We start from the raw sequence: 15,423 nt of genomic DNA, 5'->3' as shown, positions 1-15,423 counted from the left end.
CCGGCAGGTCATTCATGAGAGAGCCCATGGGGCTGCTCTTACCCTGCCAATAGTTGACGGTTGTTTAGCCTTTGCCCGGTTGGGCGTGGCTCCTGGCATCCATTGCACTTCTCATCCGGCACGGAGCCTGAGCTCGGCCGGACCGCAAGAGGCGCAATCCTCCGCAGCATAAAGCCTTGAGGCTTACCTGGTGGAGGGCTGGATACGCGTAGTCAGCCTGGGACCCTCACATATCTGAATGAGACATGCTCCTGAACAAGCTTGAGGGCACAGCAAACTGCTCCACCAAGTGTACTACAGCGACCCCACCGATTTGACCGCGGGAAACCACCCGTTGTCCACATACGGCAGTCAACGTATCGCGTCGCCCGGGTTGCCCCGGGAGGCTGGTTCCATGACCGTTTTCAAGCTCACATTGACCACACTTCTTGTCTCCACCGTCGTTACTGGCGGCGCAGGCGCAGCTGCTCCAGCCGAACCACAGTGGAGTTGGCCGCTCTCCCCCAAGCCTTCCGTCCTGCGGACGTTCGACCCACCGGACAAACCGTGGCTCAGCGGGCATCGGGGTGTGGACCTGGGGCCAACTCACGACGGCGCTCCCGTTACCGCGCCGTCTGATGGCGTGGTGACCTTTTCCGGCGTCGTAGTTGATCGTCCGGTACTAGCCATCGAGCAAGGCAATGGCCTCCAGAGCAGCTTCGAACCTGTGACCAGCGAATTGAAAACAGGTGACGCTGTCCGCAAGGGACAGGTCATCGGCACCCTGGAACCCGGCCACTGCAGCAGCGCCACCTGCCTGCATTGGGGGGTGCGGCGCGGCGAGGACTACGTCAATCCGTTGGGCTTCGTATCGGACATGCGGCCATCCATACTGCTGCCGCTCCTCTGAGCCCTGGCAACGTCCAAGTCCCCGCCGCGTTCCCGCCGCATCTCCCCGCCAGGTCAGCGAATGTTCTAGACGATGGCCGAAACGCCTGTGATGGCACGTCCGGTCACCAAGGTGTTGATCTCGTGTGTGCCCTCGTAGGAGTAGATGGCCTCGGCATCCGAGAAGATCTTGGCCATGCCGTAGTCCGTGACGATGCCATTGCCGCCCAGGATGCTGCGTCCCAGGGCGACGCTTTCGCGCATGCGCGCCGTAGTGAAGGCCTTTGCCAGGGCTGACTGCTCGTCCTTGGCCACTCCGGCGTCTTCGAGTTGGGCCAGACGAACCATCATGCCCATGGAGGCCACAGTGTTTCCGAGGATCTGCACCAGTTGGTTTTGCACCAACTGGAACGCTGCAAGCGGACGCCCGAACTGCTGCCGCTCCACGGCGTAGCTGCGGGCGACATCGAAGGCAGCCATCTGCAGCCCCACGGCCTGCCACGCGACAGCCAGGCGGGTTACTTTGAGGACCTTGTTTGTGTCACGGAAGCTGTTGCCGTTGGCGAGCTTGAAGAAGTCCGGCACCACCACATTGTCAAGAACGATGTCCGCATTCTGCACTGTACGCAGGGAGATTTTGTTTTCAATCTTGGTGGCCGAGTAGCCGGGCAGCGAAGTGTCCACCAGGAACGCCTTTACCTGGTTGTCCGCCAAGTCCTTGGCGTAGATGACCACCCAGTCGGAGAACGTGGCGTTGCCGATCCACCGCTTGGCGCCATTGAGGATCCAGTTATCACCGTCGCGCCGGGCGGTGGTGCGCGTTCCACCTGCTACGTCCGAGCCACCCAGCGGCTCGGTCAGCCCGAAGGCGCCGATCTTCTTCAGGGAGTAAATGTCCGGCAGCCAGGCATCCTTCTGCTCTTGCGACGCGAGGGCTTCAATCGAGCCCGTGAAGAGGCCGTCGTGGACACCCATAAAGGTTGCAATCGAAGCATCCGCACGGGTCACTTCCGCATGGAGCATGCCGGCGAACAAGTTGGAGTACCCCTGGCGGCGGACGGGGCTGACAAGGTCCAGTTCGCCGAGCTTGGGAATGAGGTCCATCGGAAACTCGCCAAGGTTCCAGCAATCCACCGCAATGGGCTTGACCTCACGTGTAAGAAATTCGCGGACCTCCGCCAGGCGATCTTGCTCTTTTTCTGTCAGCATCTGCTCAAAGGCATAGAAGTCGCCGTCGGCATACGGAAGGTTTGCGGCGTCGAATGCAGCGTTGGACATATTCGCTCCTTCAAGGGTGGTCACCTGCGACCACATCAGATCCGGACCAACCGCGCTGAACCCAAGGGGCGCCAGGGCGGCCAAGTTACCGGCGAGTAGTAAGTTACTGATCAGTAACATACCGCAGGTTCTTCGTTCCCCGCAACGCTGGAGTTTTCCTTTCTGGTTCCAAAGAACTCTTGTCGCAACGGACAGTTCTGTAACGTCGGTAGTGCAACGGTGCAGATGAATTTGGGGGAAGCACAGTGATCAATCCACGTTACGAGGCGATTCTGGTCCGCAATCGTCACCAGAATGGCCTTGATGACAAGACCCCGGAGGTGACCGGGTATCGTCCCGCCGGTGCTTTCACGCACATCACCTTTAGTTCCGGAAAGACATACAAATACTCGGCCGACAAGGTCGTTGTTCTCCGAAATCCAGCGCCCATATTCCTCAAGCCGCGCGACACAGTCACGGTGCGGGGCAAGGTGTTTGAGGCCGTCACCGAGGTCCTCCGTTTCGATTCGCCCCACGGAACCTGGTTGCGCGTGTTTCACACGGGTGACGCAGGACCCGGATATGAAACCTGTCGTGACACCCAGATAACAATCTCCCAGCCGTCCGAGGAAGAAATAGAAGCCCAGGTCGTGCTGGATTATTGGCGTGACGTCGCCTCGAAACTGAGGGAGGACGATCCGCTACGCCGGCAATACGAGGACTTCAGGCGCGTCCCGGCAGGAAGCGCCCTTGAAGTCCTGCTCCAGCGCCAAACCCTGACTTCCCCCGAGAAGATTCAGCGGCATCCGATACTGCCTTTCTCGTCAAACATCAGCCAGCGCGAGGCTCTGCTGAAAGGACTTAGCAATCGAATAACGGTGATCGACGGTCCACCCGGTACGGGAAAAACCCAAACCATACTGAACCTTGTGGCCAACATCGTTACCGTTCCGGGCCAGAGAGTTGGAATCGTCTCCTTCAACAACGCCGCCGTGGAAAATGTCCGGGACAAACTGGCCGAGGAAGGCTACGGACACATCGTGGCTGACCTCGGTCGGAAGGAGAAAATTGCCGAATTCTTCGCCAGGCAGGAAGCCAGGAACGCCGCGGTCGATGAATTCGTCGGGCAATCACCTGCCGAGGCACCCCCGGCAGAATATGTGGCCGAACTCGACAGCCGCCTGCAGACCCTGCAAGGGACCGCCAGACAACTGGCCATGTGGAAGCAAGAGCTCGACGCCTACCAGCTCGAGAGGCGTCATTTCCTGCTCCAGGCCGATACCCGTGAGTTGCCCGCACTGGAAGGCGTCCCGCTACTGCGTGCTCCGTCCGCTCGGATCCTCGAATTCCTGGCCGATACCGCATTCATGCCTGTCGAGTCCGGACCGGTCCGAAAACTTTTCCGCCGCCTGAGACTTCGTCTCCGATACGGACGACTCGGACGAGTTGATCCCCACGACACTGACGTCGTTCTGCGGCTTCAGGGCGCCTACTATGACAGCAAGGTCAAGGAGCTTGAAGAGCGTATCAATCAAGCGGGGCAGCTGCTGGCGAATGAAGACTACGGACGTCTTGAGGAGGAGCATCGGCTGGCTTCCAGGCAGACGCTCGAAGCATCTCTCCATAGCCGCTACGCCCAGACGCGCAGGCGGGTCCACTCAGAAGCCACGTACAGGTCAACCTTCGCGGAATTCACCGCTGACTACCCGGTAATTCTGAGCACGTGCCACTCCCTGCGACGAAGTGTTCCTTCAGGACAGCTCCTCGATTACCTGATCATTGACGAGGCCTCCCAAGTTGATCTGCTCGCCGCTGGCCTGGCACTCTCCCGCGCCCGGAACGTCATTGTGGTCGGCGACCTTCAGCAACTGCAGCACATCGCCGATGAGAGAGCATCAAGGAACTCCAGGAAGGCCCCGTCCACCAGTGTGGACTACAGGAAGCACAATATTCTGTCCTCAATCATCGATCAGTTCGGCGATGACCTTCCCCGCACCATGCTTCGGGAGCATTACCGCTGCGATCCGGCGATCATCGACTTCTGCAACAGGAAGTTCTATGGCGGGAGGCTGGTCCCCTACACCTCCAGCGGGTCGGGCGGTCAGCCGTTGGTGGTCGTCCGGACAGCCGAGGGGAACCACATGCGGCAGCACAACAGCGGGGGCCGAACCAACCAGCGTGAAGCGGACGTTATTGCCAAGGAGGTCCTCGGGCAATTCGGCTCAGGTATCAGCAACGAGCAGATCGGCGTGGTGACCACGTATCGACGGCAAGTGGACAAAGTAACCGAGGCCTTGCTCAACAGGATCCACGCCGACACAGTCCACAAGTTCCAAGGGCGGCAGAAGGACGTGATCATCATGAGCACAGTCCTGGACGAGACAAACAGCGGTCACCAAGGCGTCAGCTTCGTCGATGACCCGCACCTCGTCAACGTCGCCGTCTCCCGCGCAGTGAAACGGTTCGTGCTTGTTACCAACAATGAGATGCTGCCGAAAAGCCGACACCTTCGAGACCTGGTGCACTTTATTCGCTACCGAAATCCGGAGGATGGCGTCTTCGACAGCAACGTCCTGTCCGTCTTTGACCTCCTGTACAGAGAATACTCAGCACTGCTGCGCCCTTTGGCCGCCCGGCTCCGGAACAGCTCCACGTACACGTCGGAGAATATTATCTGGACCCTCCTGTCGGAGATCCTCGAGGACGAACTGTTCTCCGACTTAGCTGTGGCGCCACAGGTCCTGCTGAAGAATTTGCTTCGCGATCCTGCGATGCTCACGTCCCAACAGGCTTCTTTTGTCCAGAACCGGGCAAGCCTGGACTTCGTGGTCTATAACCGCGTCACCAACATGCCCGTCCTGGCCATTGAAGTTGACGGTTTCGCTTACCATGAAAACAATCCCGCGCAGCAAGTCCGGGATGACCTCAAAGATGCCATCTGCCGTGCACATAAGATCCGTCTTCTGCGGTTGCCGACCACGGGAAGCGGGGAGGAAACCCGCATACGCTCCGAACTGGCAGCGGCATTGGGCTAAACGGCCAGCAAAAGAGCCGTGGGCGACGAAGAATGAATCGTCGGCCACGGCTCCCGTGTGAAATGTAGGGCTACTCGGACTTGAACCGAGGACCTTAGGATTATGAGTCCCGCGCTCTAACCAGCTGAGCTATAGCCCCGTGATGCCCGGGACAGCCGCCGCAAAGCAGCAGTTCCGGGCAAAGCACTCCAGCAATTCTAATAGGTGCCGGGGAGTGCTTTTGTCACACCACCATGTCCTCGTAAGAAGCGCCCCGGTAGAGGTCCTCAAATGTCTGGAGAGTGCCGTTGATGCTGTGCGGCTCCACCATCTCCCGGCTCAGCTTGCCCATGGCATCAAGCTCGTCCTTGGGAAGCTCCACGAGCTGGGTGATCTTGGCAGCGAGTTCGTTGCTGTCGTTGGGGGTGAAGAGGTAGCCGTTCTCCCCGTCACGAACAAGGTGCGGAAGCGCCATGGCGTTGGCAAGCAGCACAGGAGTGGAAGCCGACATTGCTTCCAAGGTCACCAGTGACTGGAGCTCGGCCGTACCGGGCATGCAGAAGATATCGGCCTTGATGTACGCCTCACGCAGGTCCTCGTCGCTCGCCAGCCCGAGGAACCTCACCCGATCTCCCAGGCCAAGCTTCGCAACCTGGGCCTCAAGGGCAGGGCGGACTTCGCCGCCACCCACGACTTCCAGGTTCACGTTCAGTTCGCGAGGGGTTTTAGCGACGGCGTCGATCAGCACGTTGATGTGCTTCTCTTCGGCAAGACGGCCCACGAACAGGACCGTGGGGTTGGCGTGGGGCTCGATGGTCTCACCGGGCTGGAGCTCATAGGCCGAAGAGTCGATGCCGTTGGAAAGGGGCAGGACCTTGCGCAGGAAGGCGTGCTGGTGCATGGCCTTGGCAGCAAGGGGCGTGGGCGTGGTGACCACATCCGCCTGGCCCATGACCTTGCCCATGTCCTTCCAGGAAATACGGCCAACGATGTCCTTGAACCACTGCGGGAACGGAAGGAACGGGTTGAGGTTTTCGGGCATGAAGTGGTTGGTGGCAACAATCCGGATTCCGCGCTTAACAGCCTCATAGAGGACGTGTTCGCCGATCATGTAGTGGCTCTGGATGTGGACGACGTCCGGTTGGACCTTGTCGAAAAGAAGGCTGATTTCCTTCTTGATTTCCCACGGGAAGCAGATCCGGAAGTACTCGTGGGTGAAGACGCCATGGGAGCGGAGCCGGTGAACCGTGGCTTCGTCACGGAACTCGGTGTAGCTCTTGCCCGTGTCCGGACGGCAGGCCAACACATGCACGTTGTGCCCACGTGCAGTCATCCCCTTGGCCAGGCGGTAGCCGAACTGGGCGGCACCGTTGACGTGCGGCGGGTAGGTATCCGCGGCAATCAGAATAGTGAGGGGCTTGTTGGTGTCGGGAATGGTCACGTGGAGAACTCCTGATGGTCACGGTGCGGACAGCATTGCTTGTGGCAATGCTGCGATGTCGCCGGGTTGCCGCCCGCAATAGGGGTGGCGCAAGGTAAAGCCCTGCCCTAAGCCTTCCGGCTGGCAGCCGCCTTCGCGTCCTTCTTGCGTTTGGTGACTTCCGGATGGTGCCGGCTCAGGGCAATAACCCCCACGATAGCAAGCGTAGCGGCCGCGGCCATGGCGATGGCCATCACGGCGTGGACATCGGGACGAAGCTCACCCAGGATCACGATGCCGATTGCAATGCCCACCATGGGGTCGATAACGGTCAGCCCGGCGATGACCAGGTCCGGCGGACCACCCGAGTACGCACTCTGCACGAACCAGGAGCCCAGCCCTCCGGCGGCCACGATGGCGATGAGGGTGTACCACTGGACGTTGAGCAGGAACAGGCCGTTGGGATCGAGCAGGTGTTTGCCGATGATCCGGGTCAGGACGGCAACAAAGCCGAACAGGACACCGGCACCCAGGATGTAGATAAAGGCACTCATGCGGTGCTTGAACATGACGGCCAGGGTTCCAAAAATGCCCACTGCAAGAGCCAGGAGGAGAACAATCGTCAGTTCGTCGTCGCTATTGACGTGATGATTCTCCTGCGTGACGTTGACTGCCAGCAGCACGAACAGCGCTGAACCCGTGACACAGGCGCTGATGGCAACCACAGTGGCACGGTTGATGCTCAGGCCTTGGTCCTTGGCGTTGACCACCGTGGTGATGACCAACGCGATGGCGCCGATCGGCTGCACCACGGTGAGGGGTGCGGACACCAAAGCTATAGCGTTCATCACCATCCCGAGGGCAAGGAACAACAGCCCGAGCATCCAGCGGGGATTACGCAGAAGCCTCAGGAAGCCATTGGAGCTGAGCGCAAGGCCCCCGGTATCGGCTTTCACCGCGCTGCCTTGCCGCTGGGCACCGATAGCGAGGAAGAAGGCACCAACTACCGCGAGAAATACCGCCAGCCAGACCATCAGCCTCGTCCGCCGTCGTCGGTTTTCAATTCTTTACCCTTACGCAAGATGGCCCAAAAATAGTTGTAGGCCGCAATCCAGTGGCCGATCAGGCCGAAGCCCAGGAACGTCCAAGCAGCCACGAAGTAGACCTCGGTAAAAGCAATGGGCAGCTTGGACAGGACAAGCAATGGAGTGCCGACCAGCAGCAGAGCCGTGCGGATTTTTCCGATGCTACTCACCGGCAGGTCCGGATGGCTGCGGAAGTAGATCAAAGATGCGATGGCCAGGACGGCGTCAGGCACCAGCAGCGCGGCCAGGTACCACCACTGCACGACGCCGGCAATCGCCAACGTGAACGCGACGGCAAGGAGGGCGGCCCGGTCGGCCATCGGATCCAGTATCCGGCCAAGTTTGGAGGTCTGGTCGAAGCGTCTGGCAATGTAGCCATCCACCCAGTCGGTGCTGCCCATGATCACCAGCACCAGTACCGCGAAGCCATACTCCTGCTCCGACAACACGAGCCAGACGAACAAGGGAACACCCATGAAGCGAAGGACCGTAAGGATGTTGGGGACAGTGAAGATGAGGTCATGATCAACCTGCGGCCGGTCGGGGTGCGACCCAGCTCCGATCAATCTCATCTTGTCCCCCCCTCCTCGTCTTCCGTGTTTGGCACCGACTGCAGTTGCTACTTCTTCAGCAACTTCCGCAGCGCAACAACGAAGACCACGGCCGCAGTGGCAAACGCTGCGAGGTCCTTCCACCGGGCGGCAAGCCGTTCGGTCAGGCTTTCGGGGACAGAGTCTTCAAGGGCAGCAAACTTCGTCGCAGCAAATTCCTTGCCCTCTTGGAACTTTCCGTTTGCGCTTTCCAGCAAAGCCTGGCCCTGCTTCTTGACGTCCAGCTGTTCACCAAGTTCATCGCGGACACCGGTCAGGTGTTCACGGCGCCGCTTCAGGCGCGAGCGAAGCTCAGCTTCGGTGGGCGCCTTGACGGCATCTGCTTCCTTGGCGGCTTCCTTCGCGGCCTTTTCTGCCTTGGCCTTCTCTGCCGCTGCTTCCTTTTCAGCCTTGGCAGCCTTGGCAGCAGGTGAGTTGGGATCCAGGATCGACTCGTCGAAGTCGGAACCTTCCTTGGCGATTCCGAGATCGTGCTTGATCCCCCGGATGGTGTCCTCTGGGACCAAGGGCATGGCCTTCTTGAACTTGGCGATGCCGATCAAGGATGCGATAGCCACAACTATCAGGAAAAAGGCTGCAACAATGAGTGCCGCGAGCCAACCGGGCATGATGGTGGCCAACCCCAGGATCGCCGCGACAACCAGCGCAATCACCAGTAGCGCCAGGAAGACAAGCGCTACTCCGAAGAAGGCGCCGGCAATGCCAACCTGAGTGGCCTTTCGCTTGAGTTCTACCTTCGCAAGGGCGATTTCGTCGTTGAGTTGCCTCGGAGCCAGCCTTGCTACGAGCTTGAGGGTCTTTGGCAAAGTACGAATGGCTGGTCCTTGACTGGGCCGGCCGGTGTGACGTCCACTCATGGGTTCCGCCTAACTGCTTCCTCTGGGCATCGTGTAGGGCGAACGCGGCGGAAAACCATTGCCACGGACACCTGTCCTCAAAGCTATCATTCAGGTTCCTGCTGAACTTTCGGGATCCCGCCGTGGCGCGCCTGTCATACATCCAATAAATATGATCCGGGCCATAGGATAGATGATCGTGACCCCTCCCATTGCTCCGGGCGATTCTCTGAGCCGACGCGAAAAACTTGTCTACATTCTCCTGCTGGGTGCACTGACTGCCCTGGGTCCTTTCACCATCGACCTGTACCTTCCGGCGTTCCCCGCCTTGGAAGAGAGTTTTGATGTCTCGGCGGCAGCAATCCAGCTCACTCTGACCGGCACAACGGTTGGCTTCGGGCTCGGCCAGCTACTGGTGGGCCCCTTCAGCGACAAAGTGGGGCGCCGGCTGCCCTTGATCCTGGCGACGGCTGTGCACATCGGATCTTCTCTGGGGGCGGCGCTGGCCACGGACATCGGGATGCTCTCCCTCTTCCGCGTGCTCATGGGAATCGGTGCTGCCGGAGGTGGCGTGGTGGCAATGGCCATGGTCCGGGACCTCTTCCACGGCTACTCCATGGTCCGGATGTTCTCAAGGATGTCACTGGTCAACGGCCTGGCACCGATCCTGGCACCGGTCATAGGGTCCCAACTGCTGCTGGCATTCCCCTGGCCGGGCATCTTCTACTTCCTGGCCGGTTATGGCCTGCTGGTGATCATTGCCTCCATCTTCTTCATTCGGGAGACACTTCCGGCAGCCCAGCGCGGAAAGTCCACCATCACAGTGGGACAACGCTACAAGACCGTCCTGACGGACAGGATCTTCGTGGGCATGGTTCTGGTAGGAAGCCTGAATTTTGGCGGGCTTTTCGCCTACCTCTCGGCTTCCACCTTTCTCTTCCAGAACGTCTACGGCTTTTCCCCGCAGGAATACGGCATCCTGTTCGGCATCAACTCCTTGGGTATCGTGGCAGGCGTGCAGATCAGCTCGCGCTTGATCCGGCGGGTGGCCCCGCAGTGGATCGTGGCGGGGGCCACGGTCTTCATGCTGTTCACTGCCCTGCTGATCGTGGCGCTTGACCTGTTCCATGTGGGGCTGTGGGGAATCCTCGTTCCGTTGTGGTTCTACATCTGCGCAACCGGCTTCATGTTCCCGTGCGTCCAGGTGCTGTCCTTGGCCAACCACGGCGCACAAGCGGGCACCGCTGCATCCCTCCTGGGCGCGTCCCAGTTCATGATGGCTGGAATTGTCCCGCCCGTCGTCGGTTGGTTGGGCGTCAGTTCCGCCGTCCCCATGGGCGCCGTTATGGCCGCATGCATCACCGGCGCGATTGCCGCGTTGTGGCTGGTAGTCCGTCCCCGCTCTGTTCCCTCCATCCATTAGCAGCAGCCCCGTAGGCTGTGACCATGACTAATAAACCGCACCGCAACGGCAGGGGCTTGTTCCTCGGTGCTTTGCTCGGCGCCGTCGCCGGTGCCCTTCTCGGTCGCGCCGCCGGCAGTGCGCTGTTTGGCGCCATCCTGGGTGCCGTGATCGGCGCCGCTGTGCTGTACCGCGTGAATCCTGGCCCTTGGAAGCGGGACTAGGCTAACTGCCACCGGCGACCCGCCGCCGTCGAGAGTTACCAAACCCTCCCCTAACCGCCTGCTGCAGGGCAGAATGGTGGCCAGCCGGGGTTACCGGTGCTGCAACCGGTGAAGGGGACATCACATGAGCACGGCTGTTGGATTTCGGGGCAACGTGCGCGGGCTGGCAACCGTGCGGAGGTTGCCGCTGACGCTGGGTCTCGTAGGGCTCTTCTGGGTGCTGGGTGCCGTCTCCGGTAGCCTCGTCAACGGCCCCGGCCAAGTCTTGTTGGATCAAGTGGGAATCGGCCTGGCGGTGGAACCCGGACCGTGGTGGTCCATCTTCACATCAGCATTCTTCGCCTCCTCCCTGCTCGATTATCTGGCCTGTACAGCCGCGATCCTGGTGGGTGTCGGCATCGCCGAACGCGTCATGGGCCCTTGGCTTGCAGTGGCCGCCTTCGTAGCCGGTTCAGCCCTCAGCGCCCTTGTGCTTGTAGCCCTCGTAACCTTCGGAACGGATGCCAGCGACCAATGGCTCAGTTTCCTGGGCGGCGAATACGTTGTGGGTGCCTACGGCGGCGCCGCCGCTGCGTTAGGGTGCTCGACGGCGGCACTCGAGGCTTTGTGGCGACGTCGCCTGAGGACGTGGCTGCTGGCCGCGACGCTGATGTTTGCCCTGTTCGTAGGGGTCGCGCAAACCCTGCAGGCTCTTGCCGGAGCCGTGATCGGCATCCTGGCGGGCTGGGTCATCCAGTCGCTGGTGCTGCGCCACCGGGCGGGATCGCTCCACTCCTCAAGTCTTCGCGAGACGCGCTTCCTGGTGGGCACCGTGGTGGGTGTCTTCGCGGTTGGACCTTTGCTCACCCAACTGACCGGAACGTGGGAAATCGGGCCCCTCTCCGTTGTTTCCGAGGTCATGCTCCAGGCCAGTCCCGACGCCGATGAGGTGCAGGAAGCGTGCAATAACGACAACAACTGTGTCACGTTACAGAGCATCGTCGGCGTCCAGAGCTTCGGAGCGGCGATCCTGACACTGATTCCGGTTCTTCTGCTGCTCGTCTGCGCCGAGGGGCTCCGGCGTGGCCGCCGGCTCGCATACAGGCTGACACTCGTTATCCAGCTGTATCTGGCTGCCGTAACCGTCCTGTCCATCGTCCAGTACGTTACAGATCCGGACGTCACGTTAGGCGACGACGACTTCGCGTACCTCCTCCTGTACGCGGTCCCCGCGGTCCTCGCCCCTGTCATCATCGTGGCGCTGCTTCTGGTAAACCGGCATAAGTTCCGGGTCGAGTCGAGCGACGCCGGTTACAGGGTCCTTGGCCGGACCTCGCTCATCCTCGCCGTTGCTGCCGTGATCTTCTACGTCGCGTTCTGGTTCATTGAAGGCAACCCGGGACGCTCCACGCTGCTGGATCTGGCCGGGCAGCTGACACACATTCTGGTTCCCTTCCCTGTCCCGTTCGTGGTGGCTCTCCCGCAAGGCCTGCTAAGCACGGTGGTGTACGGACTGGGCGGGGACATCATTTGGCTGTGCATCCTTGTACTTGTCCTGAACAACTTCCGTCGGTTCCGGATGCTCGCCACTGATCCGGCAGCAGATCTGGGCCATGCCAGGGAGCTGTTGCATGACGGCGGCGGAACGCTGTCCTGGATGGCTCTATGGGACAACAACCAGTACTGGTTTACCCCGAACAGGAAGGCCGGTGTTGCGTACCAGGTCCACAACGGCGTGGCCCTCACAGTTGCGGGGCCCTTTGGCGCAAGCGAACTCCATCCTGAGGCGGCCACGGGCTTCGTAAAGCACTGCTCCAGCCTTGGGCTGGTTCCGTGCTTCTACTCAGCCACGGCAGAGCTCGACGCTGCGCTGGTCCCCCATGGCTTCAGGAAACTGGAAGTAGCGGAAGAGACACTCCTCAACGTCCAGGCCATGACCTTCAAGGGGAAGGAATGGCAGAACGTCCGCACGGCACTGAACCGCGCAGACAAGCTCTCCATCAAGGACCACTGGTACAGCTACCCCGGGATGCCGCCGGGAATCAGGGCACAGCTCGCCGAGATTTCCGAAGAGTGGGTGGCTGACAAAGCACTTCCTGAGATGGGCTTCACCTTGGGTGGCTTGAATGAGCTCAAAGACCCCGAGGTGCTCTGCTGTGTAGCCGTGGACGATGATGGCTTGGTCCATGGAGTCACCAGCTGGCTGCCCGTCTTCAGCGACGGGGTCATCTCAGGGTGGACCCTGGACTTCATGCGCCGCCGCACCACAGGCTTCAAGGGCGTCATGGAGTTCCTTATTGCTTCTGCCGTGACGCACTTCAAAGAAGAAGTACCCCAAATCTCGTTGTCCGGCTCTCCGCTCGCCAATGCAGGATCCGATGCCGGGGAGGGAGACCACAGCGCCGTGGACCACAGCACCCTGGACCGGGTCCTTGCGCTTCTCGGGAACGCACTGGAACCCATGTACGGCTTCAAGTCGTTGGCCGCCTTCAAGTCCCGTTTCCAGCCTGAGCATCGGACCTTGTACATGTACTACCAGGACCCGTTGGCCTTGCCGTCCATCGGTATCGCTGTGGGTTCCGCCTATCTGCCGGGGCTCTCCCCCGCTCAAAGCGCGGGGCTGTTGCGGCAGATGGTAGCCAAGGAGCCCGCCGCATGACACCGAAGCGGGTCTCCCGGCCATGAACGACATTCTGAAGCTCGAGATCAGCGGACCCGTGGTCATGACGATTGCCGGGGTGATCGGCGTGGGGTTCTTCCTGCTGCTGTTCCTTAGGCCGTCCGCGCGCTGGGCCCTCACCGCGATCACGGCCGTCGTGGTCGCAGCCCTGTTGGGATGGTTGACCGTGTGGATCGTGGAGGACGTGATGGACGTCTTCCATGTGGGGCTCACCCCGCGGGTGTGGTTCTGGGCGATTTCCTGCTTCGCGGCCCTGGGTCTTGCCGTGGTTAGCTTCCGTCATAGCCCACGGTGGCGGAAAACGGTGGCTGCAGTGTCCATTCCAGTGTTCGTGGTGGTCGCGGCCCTAGGCATCAACACGGAGTTCGGACTGAACAAGACGTTGGGCTCGGCCTTGGGAATCTCTACGGAGGATGCCATTCAACTGGCCAAACCGGACCCGGACGCCTCCATTCCGGCGGGTCCCCTGTGGCAAAGCTGGAAGCCCCCGGCCAACCTGCACGCGAAGGGCGAAGCGGGCATCCAGGTCATTCCAGCCACCGCCTCCGGCTTCGATGCCAGACCCGCGGGCATCTATTTGCCCCCTGCCGCCCTGACTGCCAATCCGCCCAAGCTGCCCTTGTTCGTCCTCATGATGGGCCAGCCGGGACTCCCTGATCCGCAATACGTTTCGGCCGCCTTGGACGAGTTCGCTGCCAGGAACAACGGCCTGGCCCCTATCGCGATCGTCGCAGACCAGATAGGCCCGGACCAAAATGACACCCTCTGCCTGGACACCGCCAAGTACGGCAACGTGGAGAAGTACATCAACGAGGACGTGGTGAACTGGGCCAAAGCCAATTTGAACATCCTCCTTGACCGCGAACACTGGACCATAGCCGGGTACTCCAACGGCGGCCAATGTGCCATTTCCTTCGCGGTCAAATACCCGCAGATGTGGGGCAACGTGGTGGACATCTCCGGCGAAGAATTCCCTGGTGCAGAGGATCCGGCCGGCAACCTTGCCGCGATCTTCAACGGCAACCAGGCTGCCTACGACGCCCAGAAGCCCATCAACATCATGAAAGGCAGGCAGTTCCCCAATACGACGGCCGTTTTCACCGTGGGCTCGGACGACACAACCTACGTGGCGGCGGCCAAGGCGGTCTCCGCAGCCGCCCGGGATGCAGGAATGACTGTGACGTACTACGAGGTGCCCAACGGCGGTCACGTGGGCCTGGCGCTGAATGCGGGACTCACGAAGGGCTTTGAGGTTCTTTATCCGAGGCTGGGCCTGTCCAAGTAGGCCTTACCCTTTTCCGGCCCACGCCCGGGCGATAAAGTTGAGATGTGCCACATTGGCAAGAGCTGCAGCCGCTACCGGCACCGTGGCAGCGTCGGGATGAACGCATCCTGCCGCTGTGGTGGGACAGACTGTGCTCCGTGACCAGTCCCCAGTCGGCCGCCCTCTACGCCGCCGGGCTCTTTACAGACGACCGTCGCCGCCCCATTGCCCAGTGGTACAACCCCGAAACGGACGCCGCGCTCCTGGTCGCGCCGGAGACCTCACCTGAATGGCCGGTCCAGCGCTTCGGCATCTTCTATGCCCCGCCAGGTGGTGGCTTCACCCGCGTCTACTCGGCGCCCCACGAGTGGCATCCCCGCGAGCCTAGGACTCCGCCAACCGAGCAGGATTCATTCCTGGCTGCGGTGGCCGAGGCCGCCCGTTTCCTGCAAGTGGAGATGGATTTCGTCTGATAAAAGGCGGACCCCGCACCAGCAGTGATGCCGGCACGGGGTCCTTATGCTCCTCCGACTGGACTTGAACCAGTAACCCTTCGATTAACAGTCGAATGCTCTGCCAATTGAGCTACGGAGGAATGAAGCGGTTATGACTTTAGCAAAGGTTCTACCGGAATGCGAAATCGGCGCCGGATACCCCTAGGGGGTATAAAAATACCCCCGTTCCGAAAGATCGGAACGGGGGTATTGCGCGCTCCTCCGACTGGACTTGAACCAGTAACCCTTCGATTAACAGTCGAATGCTCTGCCAATTGAGCTACGGAGGA

At 60.8% G+C, this 15,423-nt stretch carries 12 protein-coding genes and 3 tRNA genes; 7 read left to right on the top strand and 8 right to left on the bottom strand.

Features of this window, described 5'->3' with window-relative positions:
• Positions 1-394 precede the first annotated feature (394 nt).
• On the top strand, positions 395-889 hold the full coding sequence (locus ACNAOT_RS07655) for a M23 family metallopeptidase (protein ID WP_420180630.1): 495 nt from the start codon (positions 395-397) through the stop codon (positions 887-889).
• A gap of 65 nt (positions 890-954) precedes the next feature.
• On the opposite strand, the gene ACNAOT_RS07650 is transcribed toward ACNAOT_RS07655, so the two are convergent.
• Positions 955-2,145, bottom strand: coding sequence for an acyl-CoA dehydrogenase family protein (locus tag ACNAOT_RS07650; protein ID WP_420180629.1), 1,191 nt, complete (start codon positions 2,143-2,145; stop codon positions 955-957).
• Positions 2,146-2,390: 245 nt separating this feature from the next.
• Between ACNAOT_RS07650 and ACNAOT_RS07645 the strand changes: the two genes are divergently transcribed.
• The gene (locus ACNAOT_RS07645; RefSeq protein WP_420180628.1) at positions 2,391-5,159 is read left to right on the top strand and encodes an AAA domain-containing protein; all 2,769 of its coding nucleotides are present in this window, start codon (positions 2,391-2,393) and stop codon (positions 5,157-5,159) included.
• Positions 5,160-5,224: 65 nt separating this feature from the next.
• Here the strand turns inward: ACNAOT_RS07645 and ACNAOT_RS07640 are convergent.
• The 5 genes from ACNAOT_RS07640 to ACNAOT_RS07620 form a co-directional block, all read right to left on the bottom strand.
• Positions 5,225-5,298 (bottom strand) — tRNA-Ile (locus ACNAOT_RS07640).
• An 84-nt stretch (positions 5,299-5,382) separates the two neighbouring features.
• A complete protein-coding gene (locus ACNAOT_RS07635; RefSeq protein ID WP_420180627.1) occupies positions 5,383-6,579 on the bottom strand; it encodes a glycosyltransferase in 1,197 nt (398 codons plus the stop codon).
• 107 nt (positions 6,580-6,686) lie between these two features.
• Entirely contained in the window at positions 6,687-7,592 is a 906-nt protein-coding gene (locus tag ACNAOT_RS07630) for a DMT family transporter (protein WP_091466355.1), read from the bottom strand.
• On the bottom strand, positions 7,592-8,215 hold the full coding sequence (locus ACNAOT_RS07625) for a CDP-alcohol phosphatidyltransferase family protein (protein WP_420180626.1): 624 nt from the start codon (positions 8,213-8,215) through the stop codon (positions 7,592-7,594). Before ACNAOT_RS07625 ends, ACNAOT_RS07630 begins: the two co-directional genes overlap by 1 nt.
• A gap of 47 nt (positions 8,216-8,262) precedes the next feature.
• Positions 8,263-9,111, bottom strand: a complete 849-nt coding sequence (locus tag ACNAOT_RS07620; RefSeq protein WP_420180625.1) for a phage holin family protein — start codon at positions 9,109-9,111, stop codon at positions 8,263-8,265.
• A 172-nt stretch (positions 9,112-9,283) separates the two neighbouring features.
• Between ACNAOT_RS07620 and ACNAOT_RS07615 the strand changes: the two genes are divergently transcribed.
• The 5 genes from ACNAOT_RS07615 (at position 9,284) to ACNAOT_RS07595 (ending at position 15,112) form a co-directional block, all read left to right on the top strand.
• Positions 9,284-10,513, top strand: a complete 1,230-nt coding sequence (locus ACNAOT_RS07615; RefSeq protein WP_179019066.1) for a multidrug effflux MFS transporter — start codon at positions 9,284-9,286, stop codon at positions 10,511-10,513.
• Between the two features lie 23 nt (positions 10,514-10,536).
• Positions 10,537-10,716, top strand: a complete 180-nt coding sequence (locus ACNAOT_RS07610) for a glycine zipper domain-containing protein (RefSeq protein ID WP_017199401.1) — start codon at positions 10,537-10,539, stop codon at positions 10,714-10,716.
• 124 nt (positions 10,717-10,840) lie between these two features.
• Positions 10,841-13,354 (top strand): bifunctional lysylphosphatidylglycerol flippase/synthetase MprF, encoded by a 2,514-nt coding sequence (locus ACNAOT_RS07605; RefSeq protein WP_420180624.1) that lies wholly within the window; start codon positions 10,841-10,843, stop codon positions 13,352-13,354.
• A 22-nt stretch (positions 13,355-13,376) separates the two neighbouring features.
• Positions 13,377-14,660 (top strand): alpha/beta hydrolase, encoded by a 1,284-nt coding sequence (locus ACNAOT_RS07600; protein ID WP_420180623.1) that lies wholly within the window; start codon positions 13,377-13,379, stop codon positions 14,658-14,660.
• 44 nt (positions 14,661-14,704) lie between these two features.
• A complete protein-coding gene (locus tag ACNAOT_RS07595; RefSeq protein ID WP_011774207.1) occupies positions 14,705-15,112 on the top strand; it encodes a hypothetical protein in 408 nt (135 codons plus the stop codon).
• 49 nt (positions 15,113-15,161) lie between these two features.
• On the opposite strand, the gene ACNAOT_RS07590 is transcribed toward ACNAOT_RS07595, so the two are convergent.
• Both ACNAOT_RS07590 and ACNAOT_RS07585 read right to left on the bottom strand, forming a co-directional pair.
• Positions 15,162-15,234: transfer RNA gene (locus tag ACNAOT_RS07590), tRNA-Asn, on the bottom strand.
• 116 nt (positions 15,235-15,350) lie between these two features.
• A tRNA-Asn gene (locus tag ACNAOT_RS07585) sits at positions 15,351-15,423 on the bottom strand.

Source organism: Paenarthrobacter sp. TA1.8 (assembly GCF_048595705.1).
GTDB classification, from domain to species: domain Bacteria; phylum Actinomycetota; class Actinomycetes; order Actinomycetales; family Micrococcaceae; genus Arthrobacter; species Arthrobacter nitroguajacolicus.
The sequence above is the reverse complement of the archived record's forward strand: the minus strand, read 5'-3'. Positions and strand labels throughout refer to the sequence as shown.

Excerpts from the sequence above, each read along its gene's own strand:
- ACNAOT_RS07655 (WP_420180630.1), top strand. The coding sequence starts at position 395 with ATGACCGTTTTCAAGCTCACATTGACCACACTTCTTGTCTCCACCGTC.
- ACNAOT_RS07600 (WP_420180623.1), top strand. The coding sequence starts at position 13,377 with ATGAACGACATTCTGAAGCTCGAGATCAGCGGACCCGTGGTCATGACG.
- ACNAOT_RS07615 (WP_179019066.1), top strand. The coding sequence starts at position 9,284 with ATGATCGTGACCCCTCCCATTGCTCCGGGCGATTCTCTGAGCCGACGC.
- ACNAOT_RS07630 (WP_091466355.1), bottom strand. The coding sequence starts at position 7,592 with ATGGTCTGGCTGGCGGTATTTCTCGCGGTAGTTGGTGCCTTCTTCCTC.
- ACNAOT_RS07650 (WP_420180629.1), bottom strand. The coding sequence starts at position 2,145 with ATGTCCAACGCTGCATTCGACGCCGCAAACCTTCCGTATGCCGACGGC.
- ACNAOT_RS07625 (WP_420180626.1), bottom strand. The coding sequence starts at position 8,215 with ATGAGATTGATCGGAGCTGGGTCGCACCCCGACCGGCCGCAGGTTGAT.
- ACNAOT_RS07610 (WP_017199401.1), top strand. The coding sequence starts at position 10,537 with ATGACTAATAAACCGCACCGCAACGGCAGGGGCTTGTTCCTCGGTGCT.
- ACNAOT_RS07620 (WP_420180625.1), bottom strand. The coding sequence starts at position 9,111 with ATGAGTGGACGTCACACCGGCCGGCCCAGTCAAGGACCAGCCATTCGT.
- ACNAOT_RS07605 (WP_420180624.1), top strand. The coding sequence starts at position 10,841 with ATGAGCACGGCTGTTGGATTTCGGGGCAACGTGCGCGGGCTGGCAACC.